Below are 18,882 nucleotides of genomic sequence, written 5' to 3'. Positions count from 1 at the left end.
TAGCGTGGAAACGTTGAACTATCCGAATGTACAGGAGACGCTTTATCGCGAAATATTGGATAACGGCCTGGAAGTGATTGTGTTGCCGAAGGAAGGCTTCCAGAAGACGTATGCCACCTTCTCGACGAAATACGGCTCGATCGACAACAACTTTGCGGTCGGCACAGAAGAACCCGTGAAAGTCCCCGACGGTATTGCGCACTTTCTGGAGCACAAAATGTTCGAAGAGCCGACCGGCGACATCTTCGCCGTATTCGCCGCACAGGGTGCTTCGGCGAACGCCTTTACGAGCTTCGACCGAACCGTCTATTTGTTCTCGGCGACCGAACAGATTAATGCCAATCTGGAGACGCTCATTAATTTTGTTCAAAATCCGTATTTCACCGATACGAATGTCGATAAGGAAAAAGGCATCATCGAGCAGGAAATCAACATGTACAGGGACAATGCCGACTGGCGAGTATACTTCGGCTTGATTGACGCCTTGTATCACAATCATCCCGTGCATATCGATATTGCCGGTACGGTTGAGTCCATCTACCAGATCGACAAGGAAACACTGTATCGCTGTTACGAAACCTTTTATCACCCGTCCAACATGCTGCTGTTCGTGGTTGGCGGCGTAAAGGCCGATGAAGTGTTTGATCTCGTGCGAGCTAACCAAAGCAGCAAGACGTTCAGGCCGCAAGGCGAAATACGGCGCTTCTTTGACGATGAGCCTTCTTCGGTCAAAATAAAGCGTAAAGTATCCGAGCTTCCTGTCTCGCTTCCGAAAGTGATGATCGGCTTTAAGGAGAAAGAGGTTGGTCTCGAAGGCGAAGCGCTGCTCCGCCAAGAGGTCGAGACGAAGCTTATGCTTGACGCGCTGATCGGCCCTAGCTCGAAGCTCTATCAGAGTCTGTATGAGCAAGACTTGATCTCCGATTCATTCGGTCATGAATACAATTCTAGCAGCGGTTATTCATTCTCGGTTGTCGGCGGTGATACGCCGAAGCCCGATGAGCTGATTGCTCAAATCAAGCAAGCGGTCGAAGCGCTACTGGAGTCTGGTATCGAGCCTGCGGCGTTCGAGCGATCCAAACGCAAAAAAATCGGCGGATATCTCCGGATGCTTAATTCCCCAGAAGCGATTGCCGGCGAGTTTACGAGATACCGCTTCCGCGACAGCGATATGTTCGATGTGCTGGCATTCTACGAAAGCTGCACATTAGATCAAATTAATGAACGTCTTCGCGGGCATTTCGACTTTAATCAAATGTCCGTGTCGATCGTGCAATCGCCTGCGGAGTGAAGACTTTGCAGCAAATGACGGTTTTGATTACCGGGGGAAGCCGCGGCATCGGGGCGGCCATCGCCAAACGATTCGCCGCGGAAGGCGTCAATATCGTCATTCATTATTTGCATTCGCATGAAGCGGCTAACGAAACGGCTCGCACATGCATGGCGCTAGGCGCAAATGTATTAACCATCTCCGCCGATCTGCGCTCCAAAGAACAGCTTGAGCGGATGCGCGACAAGCTGAAAAGCCATCATATGCTGCCTGATATTTTAGTTAACAACGGAGGCATATCGCATTACGGCATGTTAATGGATGTCACCGAGCAAGACTGGGACGACGTCATGGCTGTTAATTTGAAAGGCATGTTTCTCTGTTCGCAGCTATTCATGCCTCATATGATTGCGGAGCGTTTCGGTCGTATTATTAACGTATCGTCCATTTGGGGCATCTCAGGCGCCTCCTGCGAGGTTCTGTACTCGACGACCAAGGGCGGCATGAATGCATTCACGAAGGCGCTGGCTAAGGAGCTGGCGCCCTCTGGGGTGACGGTGAACGCGGTTGCGCCAGGAGCTGTTGATACGGTCATGATGGATAGCTTCAACGAGGAAGAGAAGGCTGCGCTGCAGCAGGAAATTCCGGTCGGACGCTTCGGGTCGCCTGAAGAGATTGCATCGCTCGTCTATTTCTTATCGTTGCCGGAATCATCGTATATAACAGGGCAAATTATTAGCCCGAACGGCGGATGGCATACGTAGGACAAGCATCCAATGTTGTGCAATGCCCGTTTGTTGAATAATCAAGACCTCAATATCGCATCATAAGGACTGTTGCTTATTCTTTTCCACACCCACAGGAGGCGAAGAGTCATGTCAACCGTCCTAACTAACTTTGCTACATGGAAGCATTTCTTGGCTGATCGCGTATCGCAAGCTAAGAAGATGGGGATGACCGAGGAGACGATTGCGAGCTTAGCATTCGAGATCGGTTCATTCTTGGATGAGAAGGTCGATCCAAAGAACGAGGAAGAACGTCTTCTGAAGCAGCTTTGGGATGCCGGCGATGAAGCAGAGCGCAAAACGCTCTCTTGCTTGATGGTGAAGCTCGTCCAGGAATCTTAGAACCGCAGGCTGTGTCCTAAACAGCCGTAATCGTCGCAATCAAAGTGAAGCAGCAGAGAAGCCTCCGAAATGGAGGCTTTTCTGCAATGTTTCATGTGAGGTTGCAGGATTGTGATGAAAATTGTAGAATAATGCTTTATGACGTATAATTTTCCGCACAACCATTACGATTATGTTCAAATTTAGGACGGTGACAGCAGGCAATGGAAAAAAAACAGTGGTATATGGAGTACAAAATACATAAAAACCGTCCGGGATTGCTCGGAGACATCGCTTCTTTGCTCGGGATGCTCGAAGTAAACATTATGACCATTAACGGAGTCGAGGATCGTACCCGCGGCATGCTGCTGCAGACGGACGACGATGAGAAGATCGAGCTGCTGGGCAAAATGCTGCAGAAGGTTGACAACATTACAGTCAACAAGCTTAGAACGCCTACGATTGTCGATATATTGGCCGTTCGTCACGGTAGATATATCGAGCGAGATTCCGATGACCGCAAGACGTTCCGTTTCACGAGAGACGAGCTTGGCATATTGGTTGACTTCCTTGGCGAAGTGTTCAAGCGCGACGGCAATCAAGTGATCGGGCTGCGCGGCATGCCGCGTGTCGGCAAGACCGAGTCGATCATTGCGGGCAGCGTGTGTTCCAATAAACGTTGGACCTTCGTATCCTCGACGCTGCTTAGGCAGACGGTTCGCAGCCAGTTGTCTGAGGACGAGATGGGGCCAAACAATATTTATATCATCGATGGTATCGTAAGCACGATTCGTTCCAATGAGAAGCATCATGCGCTGCTTCAAGAGATTATGGCCATGCCATCGACGAAGGTCATTGAGCATCCGGACATTTTCATAAAGGAGTCCCATTACGATTACAGCCACTTCGATATTATCGTTGAACTGCGCAATTCTCCTGATGAAGAGATTTCTTATGAGAAATTTACCGCAAATTATACAGACGACTTCTAAAGCAGGGTAGGAAGGAGGTATTTCAATGTCTGATTTGGGCGCGCTGCTTCGCAAGGCGAGGGAGCAGCGAGGGTTGTCGTTGGATGATATTCAAGAGACTACGAAGATTCGCAAAAGGTATCTGGAAGCGATTGAAAGCGGAGATCATAGCATTCTGCCAGGCAGCTTCTACGTAAGGGCATTCGTGAAAAACTACTCCGAAGCGGTCGGACTTGATCCCGACGAAGTGCTGCGGCTCTATCAGCATGAGGTGCCTGCAGCCCAGAAGGAACAAACCGCAGAACCGATTCCTGTACGGGCGCCTCGCAGAGTGAAGTCGCAATCGTCGGAGCGTATGGGGAAAATCGGCTTTAACGTAATGATGTGGTGTTTTCTAATCCTTATTTTTGTTGTGGTGTGGATGTTTGTCATTAATCGTGACCCAAATCCGGCAGACAAGCTCGATCAGAAGACGCCGATTACCGATGCTTCGCACCCTCCAACGGACAATAACGAAGGAAACGGCACAAGCACGGACAATCCGGTGCCTACTGCAACACCGGAACCGACTCAGGTTCCGACGACGGTTACTTTCGCAAGTAAAGTCGGCAAAGCGGATAAATACGATATCGGTCCTGAGGGAACGCATAAGTTGGAGATTAAGGTTAGCGGCGGCAAGAGCTGGCTTGAGATTCGCGTAGGCGGCGCAGGCGGCGAGAAGCTGTATTCGGCCAATGCGGATGACGGGACGATTGAGACGCACGATCTAACGCAGACTTTGTATGTGAATGTCGGCCGGGCTGACCTCACGGAAATTACGGTTGACGGCGTGCCTGTTCCTGACGGCGACCGTGCCGGATCGAAGAAGCTGCTAATTAATCCGATCGTCTCAGCGGGACAGCCGACCGATACGAGCGAAACAGGAGAAACTGGCGGAGCGGGCAACGAGCCGGACTCCGTAACATCTGAATAGAAGTACGAGAGGAGAGAATATAGTTGAGTTCAGAAAGTTCATTTGACATTGTATCAAAGGTTGATATGGCAGAGCTCGTTAATGCGATATCGCAAGCCGAGAAAGAGATCGAGACGAGGTTCGACTTCAAGGGCAGCAAGAGCAGTATTGCGCTTGAGAAAGAAGAGCTTGTTATCGGCTCCGATGATGATTATAAGCTGAAGGCAGTTATAGACATCTTGTTGTCCAAGATGGTTAAGCGCGGCGTACCGATCAAAAATATGGATTACGGCAAAATCGAAGGCGCCTCGGCAGGTACGGTCCGCCAAAAGATTAAGCTAAGACAAGGCATCGAGCAGGATGTGTCCAAAAAAATCAATATTTTGATTCGCGATTCGAAGCTTAAAGTAAAGAGCCAAATTCAAGGCGATCAAATTCGGGTGACGGGCAAGAGCCGCGACGACCTTCAAGCGGTTATGGCACTTTTGCGCGGAGCGGAATTGCCGATTGAGCTGCAATTCATGAATTATCGATAACTTTGCATCTAGAGCTGCACAACGTTACATAGCCGCCTTGAGCCTCGCTTTGTCGATCGTTCGCAAAGCGGGGTTTTGCAGTTTTTTATATACTATAAGATGAAAAAAACTGCATTGGCTGTTTTTGACACATAGAAAACCATGTATTATACTTGAACTCGAAGTATTTGTAGGCTGCATGAAAATGGTTCGATCCATAAGGTACGTGTTACGCACACCTTTGAGTTTGACATGTCCGGGGAGGTAATTGCATGAATCTGGCGAACCGCATAACGCTTGCCAGAATTTTTTTGGTACCAGTTATTATGTTGTTTTTGCTGATGAAAGTTGATCTAGGGTCGCTTACAATAGCCGACTTCACCATTACATACAATCAAATCGTTGCGGCGCTTATTTTCATAGTGGCGGCGAGCACGGATGGTCTTGATGGTTATATTGCCCGTAAGAACAAGATCGTCACCAATCTAGGCAAGCTGCTCGATCCGCTCGCAGACAAGCTGCTTGTGGCAGCCGTACTTATCTCGCTCGTTGAAATGGACAAGTTGAGCGCATTGATTGCGATCATTATCATTAGCCGTGAATTTGCTGTGACGGGCTTGCGTCAAGTCGCTTTGCTCGAAGGTTCGGTAATGGCCGCCAGCAAATGGGGCAAATGGAAGACAGCCATTCAGATTACGATGATTATTGCGCTGCTTATTAACAACTTCCCATTCGCCTTCATCGATTTTCCTTTCGATGTCATTGCGAGCTGGATAGCAGCAGCAATAACGGTATACTCTGGCGTTGATTACTTTGTGAAGAATAAGAAATTAATTCCCGTAGAATAGCCGATAAGCATCTTTCCGATTAAAGGAAGGGTGCTTTTGCATATAGTAGGATATTAGAACGCTCACACATGTAGCAAAGGAGAGGCTGCGGATGAAGGCAGAAATTATTGCGGTCGGCACAGAACTGCTGCTTGGCCAAATTGTAAATACGAATGCGCAGTATTTATCGCAAAAGCTTGCTTCGCTTGGCATCGACGTATATTATCAAACGGTTGTTGGCGACAATGCCGCAAGATTAAGGAAAGCAATCGAAATTGGACGCGCGCGCGCAGATCTGCTTGTCTTCACAGGGGGACTTGGTCCTACGCTAGACGATCTGACGAAGGATGTGCTGGCCGACTACTTGGGAAGAGGACTATATCTTCACTCCTCATCAATGGAGCGCATTGAGCACCTGTTCGGTTCACGAGGATTGCATATGGTCGAGAGCAATCGCCGCCAAGCAAATATGATCGAGGGCAGCGATGCGATTGACAATAGCGCCGGTCTTGCGGTCGGCAATGGTCTGGACGTAGACGGTACGCTTTATTTGCTGCTGCCTGGCCCGCCTAAAGAGATGAAACCGATGATCGATGGTCCTGGCGAAGCGTGGCTTCGAACGAAGCTGATTGATGAGCAGCCGCTATATTCGCGTCAGCTTAAGTTTGCCGGTATTGGGGAGTCGAATCTCGAAGCGAGGCTTATCGATCTCATTGAAGCTCAAAGCGATCCGACTATCGCCCCTTATGCGAAGGAAGGCGAAGTGGCGGTACGCGTGTCCACGAAGGCGGCAACGCTTGCTGAAGCAGAGCGGAAGATCGACGATATCGTCGAGCAGATCAAAGCTAGAATCGGAGAGCATTTGTATGCGCAGGATGACATCCCGCTGGAGGAGGCTATCGTACAGCTCCTGAGAGGCTCGCGACGCAAGCTGGCAAGCGCGGAGAGCTGTAGTGGGGGATTGTTCGCGGAGCTCGTTACGAACGTTCCTGGCAGCAGTGGCGAGTTCGTGGGAGGTGTCGTAACCTATACGAACGAGATGAAGCATCGGTTGCTCGGCATTCCGATGTCGCAGCTCGAAGGAGACGGCGCTCCTGGGGCGATCAGCGAGTCGACAGCCGCTCTCATGGCTGAACGTGTCAGACAATTAGCCGATGCCGACTTCGGCGTCTCGCTTACTGGCGTTGCCGGACCTTCCGAGTCGGAGGGCAAGCCGGTTGGTCTTGTCTACTTCGCCATTGCGGAACGGGGCAAGGATACGCTCGTGCACACTGCGAACCTAAGCGGAGATCGAGCGATGATACGCTTAAGAGCGGTGAAAGCTGCGATGTACCGACTCTGGCAGGCTCTTCGGGAGCAGTGATCGGGAGCGGGATGTAACGAAGAAGCTAAGCAGCCGATCTTTTTACTGGCTAACACTGATGCTGAAAAAAAGCTTGTCTTTTGTCGAAGGCAGATCTATAATCGAAAGTAGTTATCGGAAGAACCGTGGCGAAGAATACTTTGCTGCGGTTTTTTTATTGTCCTCTGGCATGTGCATCTAGAAAAAAAGCGAATGTATGTTCGAAAAAAATGCTTGGCAAGCAGTCACAAGTAAGGTATCATACAAATATAAACGATGAAGGATGTGAGTTTCTTGTCGGACCGTCGCGCTGCGTTAGAGATGGCTTTACGCCAAATCGAGAAACAATTTGGTAAAGGTTCTATCATGAAATTAGGTGAATCTACACACATGCAAGTAGAGACCGTTCCTAGCGGTTCGCTTGCTCTAGATATTGCGCTTGGAATCGGGGGCTTACCTCGTGGTCGCGTTATTGAAATATATGGACCTGAATCGTCCGGTAAGACGACAGTTGCTCTTCATGCCATTGCAGAGGTACAACGTATTGGCGGACAAGCTGCTTTCATCGATGCGGAGCATGCGCTTGATCCCCTCTATGCCAGCAAGCTTGGTGTTAACATTGACGAGCTGTTGCTCTCGCAGCCTGATACAGGCGAGCAAGCACTCGAGATCGCCGAAGCGCTTGTACGAAGCGGCGCAGTTGACGTTATCGTCATTGACTCCGTTGCCGCACTCGTTCCGAAGGCAGAGATCGAAGGGGATATGGGGGATTCGCACGTCGGCCTTCAAGCTCGCTTAATGTCGCAGGCGCTCCGCAAGCTGTCCGGCGCGATTTCGAAGTCGAAGACGATTGCGATCTTCATTAACCAACTGCGTGAGAAGGTTGGCGTTATGTTCGGCAATCCGGAGACAACACCGGGCGGACGCGCATTGAAGTTCTACTCCAGCGTACGTCTTGATGTACGTCGCGTTGAGACGCTGAAGCAAGGTAATGATATGGTCGGTAACCGTACGCGTATCAAGGTCGTGAAGAACAAGGTTGCGCCTCCGTTCAAGCAAGCAGAGATCGATATTATGTACGGCGAGGGCATCTCGAGGGAAGGCTCCTTGATCGATATCGGCGTTGAGATGGATATCGTTCAGAAGAGCGGTGCTTGGTTCTCTTATGAAGGCGAGCGTCTTGGACAAGGCCGCGAGAACTCGAAGCAATATTTGAAGGACCACAAGGACATTGCTGCTGTTATCGAGAAGAAGATTCGTGATGCCAGTAATCTATCGGCTACGGCGCAACAAGCGAACTTTGACCAAGAGCCGCAAGAAGAAGATGAATTCGAAGATTTGGAATAGAGCTGTAACAGTAATATGAGAATCTATAGCTAATGTCGCTTCGCCGTCCCGTAGGGGCGGCGAAGCTTCGTTTAAAGCGACTTAACCGCCTAATGGCAGTCACGTCAGCTTGTCAGGAGGTAGTCAGCACAGTGGATGAGCAGCATTCGGAAGATGATGGATGGATTATTTTATCCGTTAAGCAAGACAAGAAGGTACGTCGGAGATACCAGTTGTTCGCAGGATCAGAGGAGCCGCTATTAAGTGTCCATGAGGATATCCTTATAAAGTTCAGTCTTATGAAGGGCCGATTGCTTACGGAGTCGGAGCTGGAAGAGATAAGAACGGAGGACGAGCGATATCGCGCTTATGCATTAGCGGTTTATTACTTGGGCTCAAAGCCGAGGACTAGAAAGCAAATCGAGCAGTATTTATTAAGGAAGCAATTCGATGAAATGAATATTCGTTATGCGCTCGACCGTTTAGAAAGCGAGCATATTGTGGATGATGAACAATATGCGCTTCAATTCGCTGCTCAGCGGTTGAAGAGCGGTCTTAAAGGTAGACATTGGATTAAGCAGGAGCTGCAGCAGCATGGCATCTCGCAAGAGTTGGCCGGAGAAGCGCTGCGTACGCTGAATGGAGAAGCGGAGTTAGCATCCGCAACTGCAGCTGCTGGAAAGAAATGGCGTTCTCTCAAAGGCACGCCGAAGGAGAGAAAACAGAAGCTGATTGTCTTTTTGCTTAGGCGCGGATTCCCCAGCGACATCGCTAGAGAAGCCGTGAAGTCAGTTGATAGTGATGAAGATGAGGATGCTTTCGACATGGATGAGGAGTACTAAAGGAAGCTGTAAGCCGTTTTCGCTTGACAATTGATTTTACGAAACGATAAAATGAGGATGTATTCCTTCTATTTGAATCAATTTTCCTTCCAAAAGTTGATTCGAAACGATTATTTTCGTCAAAATGGTAGATGAGAAACGGTTTGGAAACCGATTGAAAACCTAATATCATCCCAGGTGCAAGCTTGGTGTGCAACAAGGAGGTGAACAAGATGCATAATGCATATTGGATCTTGATCTGTCTCTTTGTTGGCGTAATTTTCTTTGTGATTGGTTATTTTATTCGAAAGTCGATTGCAGAGGCTAAAATTTCGAGTGCTGAGCAAGCCGCAGTCCAAATCGTGGAAAACGCGAAGAAGGAAGCGGAGGCACAGAAAAAGGAAACCGTACTTGAGGCAAAAGACGAAGTCCACAAGCTCCGTTCGGAAGCCGAGAGAGACATTCGTGAACGACGCAATGAGGCTCAACGTCAAGAACGACGTTTGCTCCAAAAAGAGGAGTCGTTGGATAAGAAAATAGAAGCGCTAGAACGCAAAGAAGAATCTGTAGCCAACAAAGAGAAGCGGATCGAAGAAACGCAGGAGCAGATCGACTCCATCTATAAGCAGCAGCTCAGTGAACTTGAGCGTATATCTAGTCTGACGATGGAAGATGCGAAATCAATTATTTTGTCGAATGTTGAACAGGAAGTACGACATGAGACAGCACAAATGATTAAAGAGATCGAGCAGCAAGCGAAGGAAGAAGCGGACAAAAAAGCGCGAGACATTATTTCCCTAGCTATTCAACGCTGTGCGGCGGATCATGTGGCAGAGACGACGGTATCAGTCGTAACGTTGCCTAATGAAGAGATGAAAGGCCGCATTATCGGGCGCGAAGGCCGCAATATCCGTGCTTTGGAAACATTGACCGGTATCGATCTCATCATCGACGATACACCGGAAGCGGTCATTTTGTCTGGATTTGACCCGATTAGACGTGAAATTGCTCGTACATCCTTGGAGAAACTTGTGGCTGACGGACGTATCCACCCTGCCCGCATCGAAGAGATGGTCGAGAAATCCCGCAAAGAAGTGGATGAGCGTATCCGTGAATACGGTGAGCAGGCTACTTTCGAGGTTGGGGTGCATGGCTTGCATCCAGATCTAATCAAGATTCTGGGCCGATTGAAATATCGGACGAGCTATGGTCAAAACGTATTGAAGCACTCCATGGAGGTTGCTTACCTGACAGGTCTGATGGCTGCCGAGCTAGGCGAGGATATTACACTCGCGAAGCGCGCAGGCTTGCTGCATGACATCGGGAAAGCGCTTGACCACGAAGTGGAAGGCTCACACGTGGAGATTGGCGTAGAGCTTGCTAAGAAATACAAGGAGCATCCTGTTGTTATTAACAGTATCGCTTCCCATCACGGCGATTGCGAGGCAACTTCCGTTATCGCAATGCTCGTTGGAGCAGCTGATGCTTTGTCGGCTGCGCGTCCTGGAGCACGTCGTGAAACGCTTGAGACGTATATCAAGCGACTGGAGAAGCTTGAAGATATCTCCGAGTCGTTCGAAGGCGTTGAGAAGTCGTACGCGATTCAAGCTGGTCGTGAAGTGCGCGTTATGGTACAGCCAGAGAAGATCGATGATACGGAAGCGTTCCGACTTGCACGCGACATTACGAAGAAAATCGAGAGCGAACTCGATTATCCGGGGCATATTAAAGTCACCGTTATTCGTGAGACAAGAGCGGTCGAATACGCGAAATAAACAACGAACCACATATGCAATACCGAAAAGTGGCTGCTCGTCAGCCACTTTTTCTGCATATAGCGTACAAATAGAAGGAAGTGGATTAGAAGTGAGCACGAACGTATTATTCATCGGCGATATTGTAGGCAATGTAGGAAGAAGCGCACTTAAGCGGGTATTGCCCGCGCTGAAGAGCAAATATAATCCGCATATTATAATTGTGAATGGCGAGAATGCAGCCGCCGGCAGAGGCATTACGGCGAACATAGCGAAGGAATTTTTCGAATGGGGTGTCCACGGCATTACGATGGGCAACCATACGTGGGATAATAAAGATATATTCGAATGGATCGACGATGAGCCAAGACTTGTGCGTCCGGCCAATTTCCATGAGAGTGCGCCAGGTCAAGGCATGGCTTTCATTAAAGCGGGCGGCAAACAGCTGGCCATCATTAATTTGCAAGGAAAAACGTTCCTGCCACCAATCGATTGTCCGTTCGCCAAGGCGGATGAGCTGGTAGAGCAAGCAAGCCAGAAGACAAACAACATTTTAGTTGATTTTCATGCAGAAGCGACCTCTGAGAAAATCGCTATGGGTTGGCATTTAGACGGGAGAGCGTCGATTGTTGTCGGCACCCATACCCATGTACAAACGAATGACGATACGATATTGCCCGGCGGCACAGCTTACTTAACCGACGTGGGCATGGTTGGCCCAAAAGAAGGCGTTTTAGGTATGGAACGCAACGCAGTCCTTCATAAATTTATTACCCAAATGCCTGTTCGTTTTGTCGTTGACGAGGGAAAATGGCATTTGCATGCCGTATCCGTTCAGCTAGACGATGCTACGGGAAAAGCGACGAAAATGCAAAAAATTCGACTAACCGAGGACGAATGGCTGCTTATGTAAGGCTCGAAATCTTTGAAAAGTGCGACTATTCAGAATAGCTTGTAAAGTGTGACGAATAAAGCAGGAATTTTTTAACCTCCCTCGAATACTATTTAGAAGTGGAATCCATCCAACATTCCCAGGGGAGGTACTTTTCATGGATGTATTAAAAGTTTCAGCAAAGTCCAATCCAAATTCCGTTGCAGGCGCATTGGCTGGTGTTCTCAGAGAGCGCGGCGGCGCTGAATTGCAGGCTATCGGCGCAGGGGCGCTCAATCAAGCGATTAAAGCAGTAGCAATTGCACGAGGGTTCGTCGCTCCCAGCGGGGTAGATCTCATCTGCATACCGGCTTTTACAGACATCGTTATTGACGGCGAGGATCGAACGGCAATTAAGCTGATCGTGGAGCCACGATAATAACGAAATAGTAGAGCGGCGGCGGAATGTCTGGATGACCGATCAAATCGTTCGCCTGTTTACGTCGTAGACAGGTTTTTTTGAATGCATAGGATTACACATATATAACTTGGATATGCGAGGTGTCTTATGAAAGTCGTTGATTTCCATTGTGATGTGCTTTGCAAGCTGCTGGAAGACGAGCAGTTGACCTTTCAAGGCGGCAAGCCAGGTACACTCGATGTTACATACGAAAGGCTGCAGGCTTCGGGCACGGTGCTCCAAACGTTTGCGATATACATACCGAGGGCGGTAAGCGGAAGACTGGAACCGATACTGGAAAGCATCGACCGATTTCACGAGCAGGTTCTGACATGCGATAATATGGCATGGGTACGATCGGCCAGCGATCTGGAGCATTGTCTGGAAACGGGCAAAATCGGAGCGTTGCTCTCGCTTGAGGGAGTGGACGGTCTGCAAGGGAATATGTCCATGTTGCGCACCTTGCATAGGCTTGGCGTTCGGGCGGCTGGCATGACTTGGAATAATGCGAATTGGGCAGCGGATGGCGTGATGGAACCGCGAGGCGGCGGCTTGACAGGCCTCGGGCGTCAATTCGTTGACGAATGCGATAAATGGGGAATCCTACTGGATGTATCTCATTTATCCGAACAAGCCTTCTGGGATACCGCAGAGCGGACGAAGAGACCGATAATCGCTTCGCATTCCAATGCTAAAGGGGTATACGATCATCCACGCAACTTGTCGGACGAGCAAATTAAACGCATTATCGCCAAAGACGGCATGCTCGGCATCACGTTCGTGCCTTATTTCCTATCAGAGTCAGAGCGGGTAACGATCGACGACGTTGTGCGGCATATTGAATATATGTGTGAGCTGGGCGGAGAGCGATCGATCATGTTAGGTTCGGATTTTGACGGTATCGATGCCTATGTGGAAGGACTAACTCATCCTGGTGAGCTCGTTAATCTAAAGGAAACGCTGCTAAAGCGTTATACGGAGCAGCAGACAGAGCGGTTTTTCAGCGGAAATGCGATTGATTTTTTGCTGAAGCAGCTGCCTTAACGAAATAAACATCTACGATCTAATTGCGGTATTGATTTCATCTAAACAAACTATCGTTCCCTATAAGCGTTTACATCTTGCATTTTGGCACTTTGACCTTTAAAATTGTTGTGACTGTTATAAGAAGATACACATTTATCGCTAGATCATGTCGAAATACGTTTCATTTTTAAAATATAAGAAAGTATAAATTTGCTGTTTATACTGTGCTTATATTTCAACGCGAAACGTAAGTTGTTGCTGCCAAAGGAAGGCGACAGCCGTTTACGCTTGGGTAAACCGGATCCGTATTTTTCGATTTTACGATGGAAATAAACTTGATGTCGTCAGAGGGCGGCGACGATCGTTTACGCATGCCATTTTAGAAAGCGCTGGAATGGCTACAAAGAGGAGATGGGCATTTTGATCAGTCAATTGTCTTGGAAGATCGGGGGGCAACAAGGGGAAGGCGTCGAAAGTACAGATCGGATCTTCTCCACCGCGCTCAACCGGTTGGGCTATTATTTATATGGTTATCGTCATTTCTCTTCAAGGATTAAAGGCGGACATACAAACAACAAAATTCGCATCAGCACAACACCGATTCGCGCGATTTCTGATGACTTGGATATATTGGTTGCTTTCGACCAAGAGAGTATCGATCTGAACGCGATAGAGCTTCGTCCTGGCGGAGTTGTGGTAGCGGATGCAAAGTTCAAACCAACGATTCCTGACGGGATCGACGCGAGATTATTCGCAGTACCGATTACGGCAATGGCCGAGGAGCTTGGTACTTCATTAATGAAGAACATGGTTGCTTCCGGCGCTTCGTGGGCGCTGCTCGGCTTGCCGCTCGAAGTATTCAATAAGGCGGTGGAAGAAGAATTCGGCCGCAAAGGCGCAGCCATCGTCGAAAAAAATATTGAAGCGGTTAAGCGCGGCGCAGAATTCGTTCTTGCGGAAGCTGGCGGACCTATAGATGCATTCAAGCTGGATGAAGCGGACGGCAAGCAAAAGCTGTTCATGATCGGTAATGAAGCGATCGGACTTGGATCGATTGCGGCAGGCTGCCGACTCATGTCGGCTTATCCGATTACACCGGCATCGGAAATTATGGAATATTTAATTAAGAAGCTGCCTAAGTTCGGCGGTACGGTCGTGCAAACGGAGGATGAGATCGCTGCGGTTACGATGGCGATCGGCGCCAACTATGCCGGCGTTCGCACAATGACGGCATCCGCTGGCCCTGGTCTCGCGCTCATGATGGAAGCAATCGGTCTTGCAGGCATGACTGAGACACCTCTAGTCATTGTCAACACGCAGCGCGGCGGTCCGTCTACCGGTTTGCCGACGAAGCAAGAGCAATCCGACTTGAACGCGATGGTGTACGGAACGCACGGTGAAATTCCGAAGGTCGTTATTGCTCCAGCCTCGATCGAGGACTGCTTCTACGATACGATTGAAGCGTTCAACGTCGCTGAACAATATCAAGTGCCGGTCATTCTTATGACCGACCTTCAATTATCTTTAGGCAAGCAATCCTGTGAGCAGCTTGATTACAGCAAAATCGAGATCAAGCGAGGAAAGCTCACCGTCAATACACCTGCACTCGAGGGACCAGAGCTGTTCAAACGCTACGAGCTTACAGAAGACGGCGTCTCGCCGCGCGTCCTGCCAGGCGAGAAAGGCGGCTTGCACCATGTAACGGGCGTTGAGCATGATGAAGTCGGCCGTCCATCCGAGAGCGCGGTCAACCGTCGCAAGATGATGGATAAGCGCCTGAACAAGCTGAACAATATGTACATTCGTGATGCGATTCGCGTGGATGCTCCGCATCAATCGCCTGACCTGCTCATTATCGGCATGGGCTCGACAGGCGGCACAATTGATGAAGCTAGGATGTCGCTAGCGAGTGATAGCGTAACGACGAATCATATTACGATTCGCCAAATCCATCCGTTCCCAACGGAACTGCTGCTGCCGCACCTGCAAAGCGCGAAAAAAGTGGTCGTCATCGAGAACAATGCGACGGGACAGCTTGCATCACAAATAAAAATGCACGCCGGCTTCGCTGAGAAGATCGAGAGCCTGCTCAAATATGACGGCAATCCATTCCTGCCCGCACAGATTTACAAAGCCTGTAAGGAGCTGATCGAAGATGGCAACATTCAAAGAGTTTAGAAATAATGTTAAGCCGAACTGGTGTCCAGGCTGCGGCGACTTCTCGATCCAAGCTGCCATTCAGCGCGCTGCTGCCAATGTCGGATTGGAGCCGGAGGAGCTGGCTGTCATTTCCGGTATCGGCTGCTCGGGTCGTATATCCGGCTACATTAACGCTTACGGCTTCCATGGCATTCATGGCCGTGCGCTTCCAATTGCACAAGGCGTGAAGCTTGCTAACCGCGAGCTTACGGTTATTGCTTCTGGCGGTGACGGGGACGGCTTCGCAATCGGCATGGGCCATACCGTTCATGCGATCCGCCGTAACTTGAACGTCACATATATCGTAATGGACAACCAAATCTACGGTTTGACCAAAGGTCAAACGTCGCCGCGAAGCGCGGAAGGGTTCAAAACAAAATCGACGCCTGAGGGCTCGATTGAAACGACCCTTTCACCGCTTGAGATTGCTATGTCAGCCGGCGCTACATTCGTCGCGCAGTCGTTCTCCAGCGATCTGAAGCAGTTGACGAGCTTGATCGAGCAAGGCATCAAGCATGAAGGCTTCTCGCTAATCAACGTGTTCAGTCCGTGCGTAACGTTCAACAAAATCAACACCTACGACTGGTTCAAAGAAAATATCGTTAATTTGGAGCAATTCCCAGAATACGATCCGGCGAATCGAGTTGCAGCGATGAACAAGATTATGGAGACGAACGGCATGCTTACCGGACTTATCTATCAGAATACGACGCGCAAGTCTTACGAGGATATGATTACGGGCTTTAAGCAGGAGGCACTGGCGAAACAAGATATGATGATTTCGCAGGATGACTTCCAGAAGCTTGTCGCAGAATTCAAATAAATGGTATGATGAGCATACGGTCTGCGGACCGTATGCTTATTTTTCGCTACAAAAACGTACCTAATTATTAAAGAACAGGGAGTGTGACGATATGATACATAAGCTAGTGCCAATCGGCGTATCTGCCAGACATATCCACCTATCCGAGGAGCATGTCGAAGCATTGTTCGGCGCTGGATATACATTAACGGAAATGAAGCCGTTGTCTCAGCCAGGTCAGTATGCAGCCAATGAAACGGTAGCTGTGATCGGGCCGAAGGGACAATTCGAGAAGGTGCGTATTCTCGGACCGGTAAGAAAGCGGACGCAGCTTGAAGTATCGCGTACAGACGCCTTCGCCTTAGGCGTGAAGCCGCCAGTCCGCGAGTCGGGAGATATTGCTGGATCAGCAGGCATCAAACTTCAAGGGCCTGCAGGAGAAGTGACGATTGAAGAGGGCGTTATCGTAGCAGCCAGACATATTCACTTCCATTCGAGTGATGCGGAACGCTGGAATATCGAGGACAAGCAGCGGCTGCGCGTTCGTGTCGGCGGTGATCGAGGCGTCGTATTCGAGAACGTCATCGCCCGCGTATCGGATGATTTCGCTCTCGATATGCATATCGATACAGATGAAGCCAATGCCGCTGGCATTGCTAATGGCGATAGCGGCGAGATTGTCGAATAAATTTCTGTCATTGTGATGTACTAACCCTTTGAATGGATTTCTTACAATCTAAAGGCTAAGTAAGAGACGATTACAGAGTTTGCTTGGATTTTATGCAGTCAAATGGACTGTGGAAGGCTGCTTAAGGCTAAAATGCTGGATTTGACAGTATGTTTTCCAATCAAACGTCACTTAATAGGCGATTTGGCTTCATTAGCCTGTATGTAATACAGGCAAAACATAATACAAGTAAGAGATGTTGCTGTAGCAGCCGTACCTTACCTATGCTATAAGAAAAGAAGCTGCTTTCCGCACGAGCGGAGAACAGCTTCTTTTCTTATGAACAGTATTTAGTAGCTTTAGTGGCCCATCATCATCGTTACATCTGGTTTATCACTTGGATTCTCGCCCGCTTGCAGCTTCGGCTTGCGAAGCAGGATGGAGAATAGAATGCCAAGAATGCCGATGCAGCCTAAGACGAGGAATGTATCCGCATAAGCGGAGTAGAATACATCCGGTCCCGGATTCGAAGCCAAATGATGCTCAGCGCGGCTCGCAAGCAGTGTGGAAAGTCCGGCCACAGCGAATGAAGTCATAACTTGTTGAGCAGCAGCCGTCAGCGACGTAACGCGGCTGACAAGCTCCTTCGGAGCGGATTGGATGATATGCGTATTAAGCGGCATCATCGACAAGCCCATACCAGCACCGATCAAAGCAAGCGGAATCATCAGTGTGATAAGAGTCGTGTCAGCCGATAATTGCGTGAGTAGAAATGTTGCGACCGTTATGAGAATCAAGCCGGAAAAAACGACTGGTCGTGCGCCGAGTTTGTCGTAGAGCTTACCGCCGATTGGCATGAATAAGCCCGCTGCGAGCGCCTGTGGAAGCAGAATAAGGCCGGTCGTGAAGGCGGAATATTCTTTGACCACTTGCAGATAGACCGGAATAAGGAAGATCGTACCGAATAAAGCAATCTGTACAATCCATTGAAGCACAACTCCACGTGTGAAGTTGCTTGATTTGAATACCCTCAGCTCAAGCAGCGGTTCGCTGCGTCTAAGCTCTACGGTAATGAAAATAATAAGTGCAATGACGCCTACGATAATGCCGATAAGCGCCTCAGGCGAGGTCCAGCCGTTGCCAGCGCCGCCTTCTCCTCCGCCAGCCGAGCTAACGCCGTATGCAAGAGAGGCGAAGGCGAGCGGCGCGAAGATCATGCCTAAGTAGTCAAGTGCCGGAACTTTCTGACGTTCAATGCGAGGCAATGTACGAAGTCCGATAATGACAGCGATGATACCGATCGGCAGATTAATCAGGAAGATCCAATGCCATGTAGCATAATCAACGAGCCAGCCTGCAACGACCGGACCAAGAGCAGGAGCGAGCAGCATCGGGATACCGATCATACCCATAACAGCGCCTTGCTTGCCCGGAGGGCTAAGTCTGTAAGTAAAGGCCATTGCGATTGGTGCTACCATACCGCCGCCGAGACCTTGAATAATGCGGAACACGATAAGCTGCTCTGCCGTTGTAGCAAGTGCGCATAAAGCGGAACCGAGCGTGAACATGATGATTGACAGCAGGAAAATCTGTTTCGCGCCGAAGCGGTCAGACAGCCAGCCTGCCAGTGGGATAACGGCTGATTGGGCAAGCGCGTATCCGGTAATGGTCCATTGAACGAGCGTCATGGAGCTTTGGAAGTCGTCCATAAGCCCTTTCAGAGCAACGTTCATTGCCGTGCCGTCCAATATAACCATGAACATGCCGACAATAATTGCGAGCAGGGGAGCGATAATACTCTTCATCGAGAATTCAGCGCTATCCTGCTGCGGCTTGATTGAAGCAGAAGCCATTATTATTTCCTCCTATCCTTCTATTGCGTTATGCCGCTTCTCCATGCGTTGACCTGCAACCATGTACAGGATACAATGAGAACGACTACTGCATTTATATAGCGGACAATTGTCCGCACT

The 18,882-nt window shown here is 49.4% G+C and carries 18 protein-coding genes; 17 read left to right on the top strand and 1 reads right to left on the bottom strand.

Features of this window, described 5'->3' with window-relative positions; translation table 11 throughout:
• Positions 1 to 4 precede the first annotated feature (4 nt).
• From yfmH to pduL, 17 genes are all read left to right on the top strand, one after another.
• Positions 5 to 1,291 carry an EF-P 5-aminopentanol modification-associated protein YfmH gene (gene yfmH, locus V8F51_RS23815; protein WP_337102999.1) on the top strand — a complete coding sequence of 429 codons (1,287 nt, stop codon included), beginning with the start codon at positions 5 to 7 and terminating at the stop codon, positions 1,289 to 1,291.
• A 14-nt stretch (positions 1,292 to 1,305) separates the two neighbouring features.
• Positions 1,306 to 2,034, top strand: coding sequence for an elongation factor P 5-aminopentanone reductase (gene ymfI / locus V8F51_RS23810; RefSeq protein WP_337103030.1), 729 nt, complete (start codon positions 1,306 to 1,308; stop codon positions 2,032 to 2,034).
• A gap of 111 nt (positions 2,035 to 2,145) precedes the next feature.
• Positions 2,146 to 2,397 carry a DUF3243 domain-containing protein gene (locus tag V8F51_RS23805; RefSeq protein WP_337102998.1) on the top strand — a complete coding sequence of 84 codons (252 nt, stop codon included), beginning with the start codon at positions 2,146 to 2,148 and terminating at the stop codon, positions 2,395 to 2,397.
• Positions 2,398 to 2,600: 203 nt separating this feature from the next.
• The gene (locus V8F51_RS23800) at positions 2,601 to 3,368 is read left to right on the top strand and encodes a DUF3388 domain-containing protein (RefSeq protein ID WP_337102997.1); all 768 of its coding nucleotides are present in this window, start codon (positions 2,601 to 2,603) and stop codon (positions 3,366 to 3,368) included.
• A gap of 25 nt (positions 3,369 to 3,393) precedes the next feature.
• Positions 3,394 to 4,320, top strand: coding sequence for a helix-turn-helix domain-containing protein (locus V8F51_RS23795; protein ID WP_337102996.1), 927 nt, complete (start codon positions 3,394 to 3,396; stop codon positions 4,318 to 4,320).
• 23 nt (positions 4,321 to 4,343) lie between these two features.
• Positions 4,344 to 4,835, top strand: coding sequence for a YajQ family cyclic di-GMP-binding protein (locus tag V8F51_RS23790; protein WP_337102995.1), 492 nt, complete (start codon positions 4,344 to 4,346; stop codon positions 4,833 to 4,835).
• A 251-nt stretch (positions 4,836 to 5,086) separates the two neighbouring features.
• On the top strand, positions 5,087 to 5,662 hold the full coding sequence (gene pgsA / locus V8F51_RS23785; protein ID WP_337102994.1) for a CDP-diacylglycerol--glycerol-3-phosphate 3-phosphatidyltransferase: 576 nt from the start codon (positions 5,087 to 5,089) through the stop codon (positions 5,660 to 5,662).
• Positions 5,663 to 5,753: 91 nt separating this feature from the next.
• Positions 5,754 to 7,004 carry a competence/damage-inducible protein A gene (locus V8F51_RS23780; RefSeq protein ID WP_337102993.1) on the top strand — a complete coding sequence of 417 codons (1,251 nt, stop codon included), beginning with the start codon at positions 5,754 to 5,756 and terminating at the stop codon, positions 7,002 to 7,004.
• A 255-nt stretch (positions 7,005 to 7,259) separates the two neighbouring features.
• Positions 7,260 to 8,330: a recombinase RecA gene (recA, locus tag V8F51_RS23775; RefSeq protein ID WP_337102992.1), complete on the top strand. Its 1,071-nt coding sequence runs from the start codon at positions 7,260 to 7,262 to the stop codon at positions 8,328 to 8,330.
• A gap of 131 nt (positions 8,331 to 8,461) precedes the next feature.
• Positions 8,462 to 9,151: a RecX family transcriptional regulator gene (locus V8F51_RS23770; protein WP_337102991.1), complete on the top strand. Its 690-nt coding sequence runs from the start codon at positions 8,462 to 8,464 to the stop codon at positions 9,149 to 9,151.
• A 212-nt stretch (positions 9,152 to 9,363) separates the two neighbouring features.
• Positions 9,364 to 10,905: a ribonuclease Y gene (gene rny / locus V8F51_RS23765; protein ID WP_337102990.1), complete on the top strand. Its 1,542-nt coding sequence runs from the start codon at positions 9,364 to 9,366 to the stop codon at positions 10,903 to 10,905.
• A gap of 91 nt (positions 10,906 to 10,996) precedes the next feature.
• On the top strand, positions 10,997 to 11,797 hold the full coding sequence (locus V8F51_RS23760) for a TIGR00282 family metallophosphoesterase (RefSeq protein WP_337102989.1): 801 nt from the start codon (positions 10,997 to 10,999) through the stop codon (positions 11,795 to 11,797).
• A 136-nt stretch (positions 11,798 to 11,933) separates the two neighbouring features.
• Entirely contained in the window at positions 11,934 to 12,194 is a 261-nt protein-coding gene (locus tag V8F51_RS23755; protein WP_006036664.1) for a stage V sporulation protein S, read from the top strand.
• 129 nt (positions 12,195 to 12,323) lie between these two features.
• Positions 12,324 to 13,259, top strand: a complete 936-nt coding sequence (locus V8F51_RS23750) for a dipeptidase (protein ID WP_337102988.1) — start codon at positions 12,324 to 12,326, stop codon at positions 13,257 to 13,259.
• Positions 13,260 to 13,661: 402 nt separating this feature from the next.
• Entirely contained in the window at positions 13,662 to 15,419 is a 1,758-nt protein-coding gene (locus tag V8F51_RS23745) for a 2-oxoacid:acceptor oxidoreductase subunit alpha (protein WP_337103029.1), read from the top strand.
• A complete protein-coding gene (locus V8F51_RS23740; protein WP_337102987.1) occupies positions 15,397 to 16,263 on the top strand; it encodes a 2-oxoacid:ferredoxin oxidoreductase subunit beta in 867 nt (288 codons plus the stop codon). Before V8F51_RS23745 ends, V8F51_RS23740 begins: the two co-directional genes overlap by 23 nt.
• Before the next feature lie 94 nt (positions 16,264 to 16,357).
• Positions 16,358 to 16,930: a phosphate propanoyltransferase gene (pduL, locus tag V8F51_RS23735; RefSeq protein WP_337103028.1), complete on the top strand. Its 573-nt coding sequence runs from the start codon at positions 16,358 to 16,360 to the stop codon at positions 16,928 to 16,930.
• 338 nt (positions 16,931 to 17,268) lie between these two features.
• On the opposite strand, the gene V8F51_RS23730 is transcribed toward pduL, so the two are convergent.
• Positions 17,269 to 18,762: an MDR family MFS transporter gene (locus V8F51_RS23730; protein WP_337102986.1), complete on the bottom strand. Its 1,494-nt coding sequence runs from the start codon at positions 18,760 to 18,762 to the stop codon at positions 17,269 to 17,271.
• Positions 18,763 to 18,882: the final 120 nt, after the last annotated feature.

Origin of the sequence: Paenibacillus sp. YIM B09110 (assembly GCF_037167145.1) — a bacterium.
Taxonomy (GTDB): Bacteria; Bacillota; Bacilli; order Paenibacillales; family Paenibacillaceae; genus Pristimantibacillus.
This window is presented reverse-complemented; position numbering and strand designations above follow the sequence as displayed.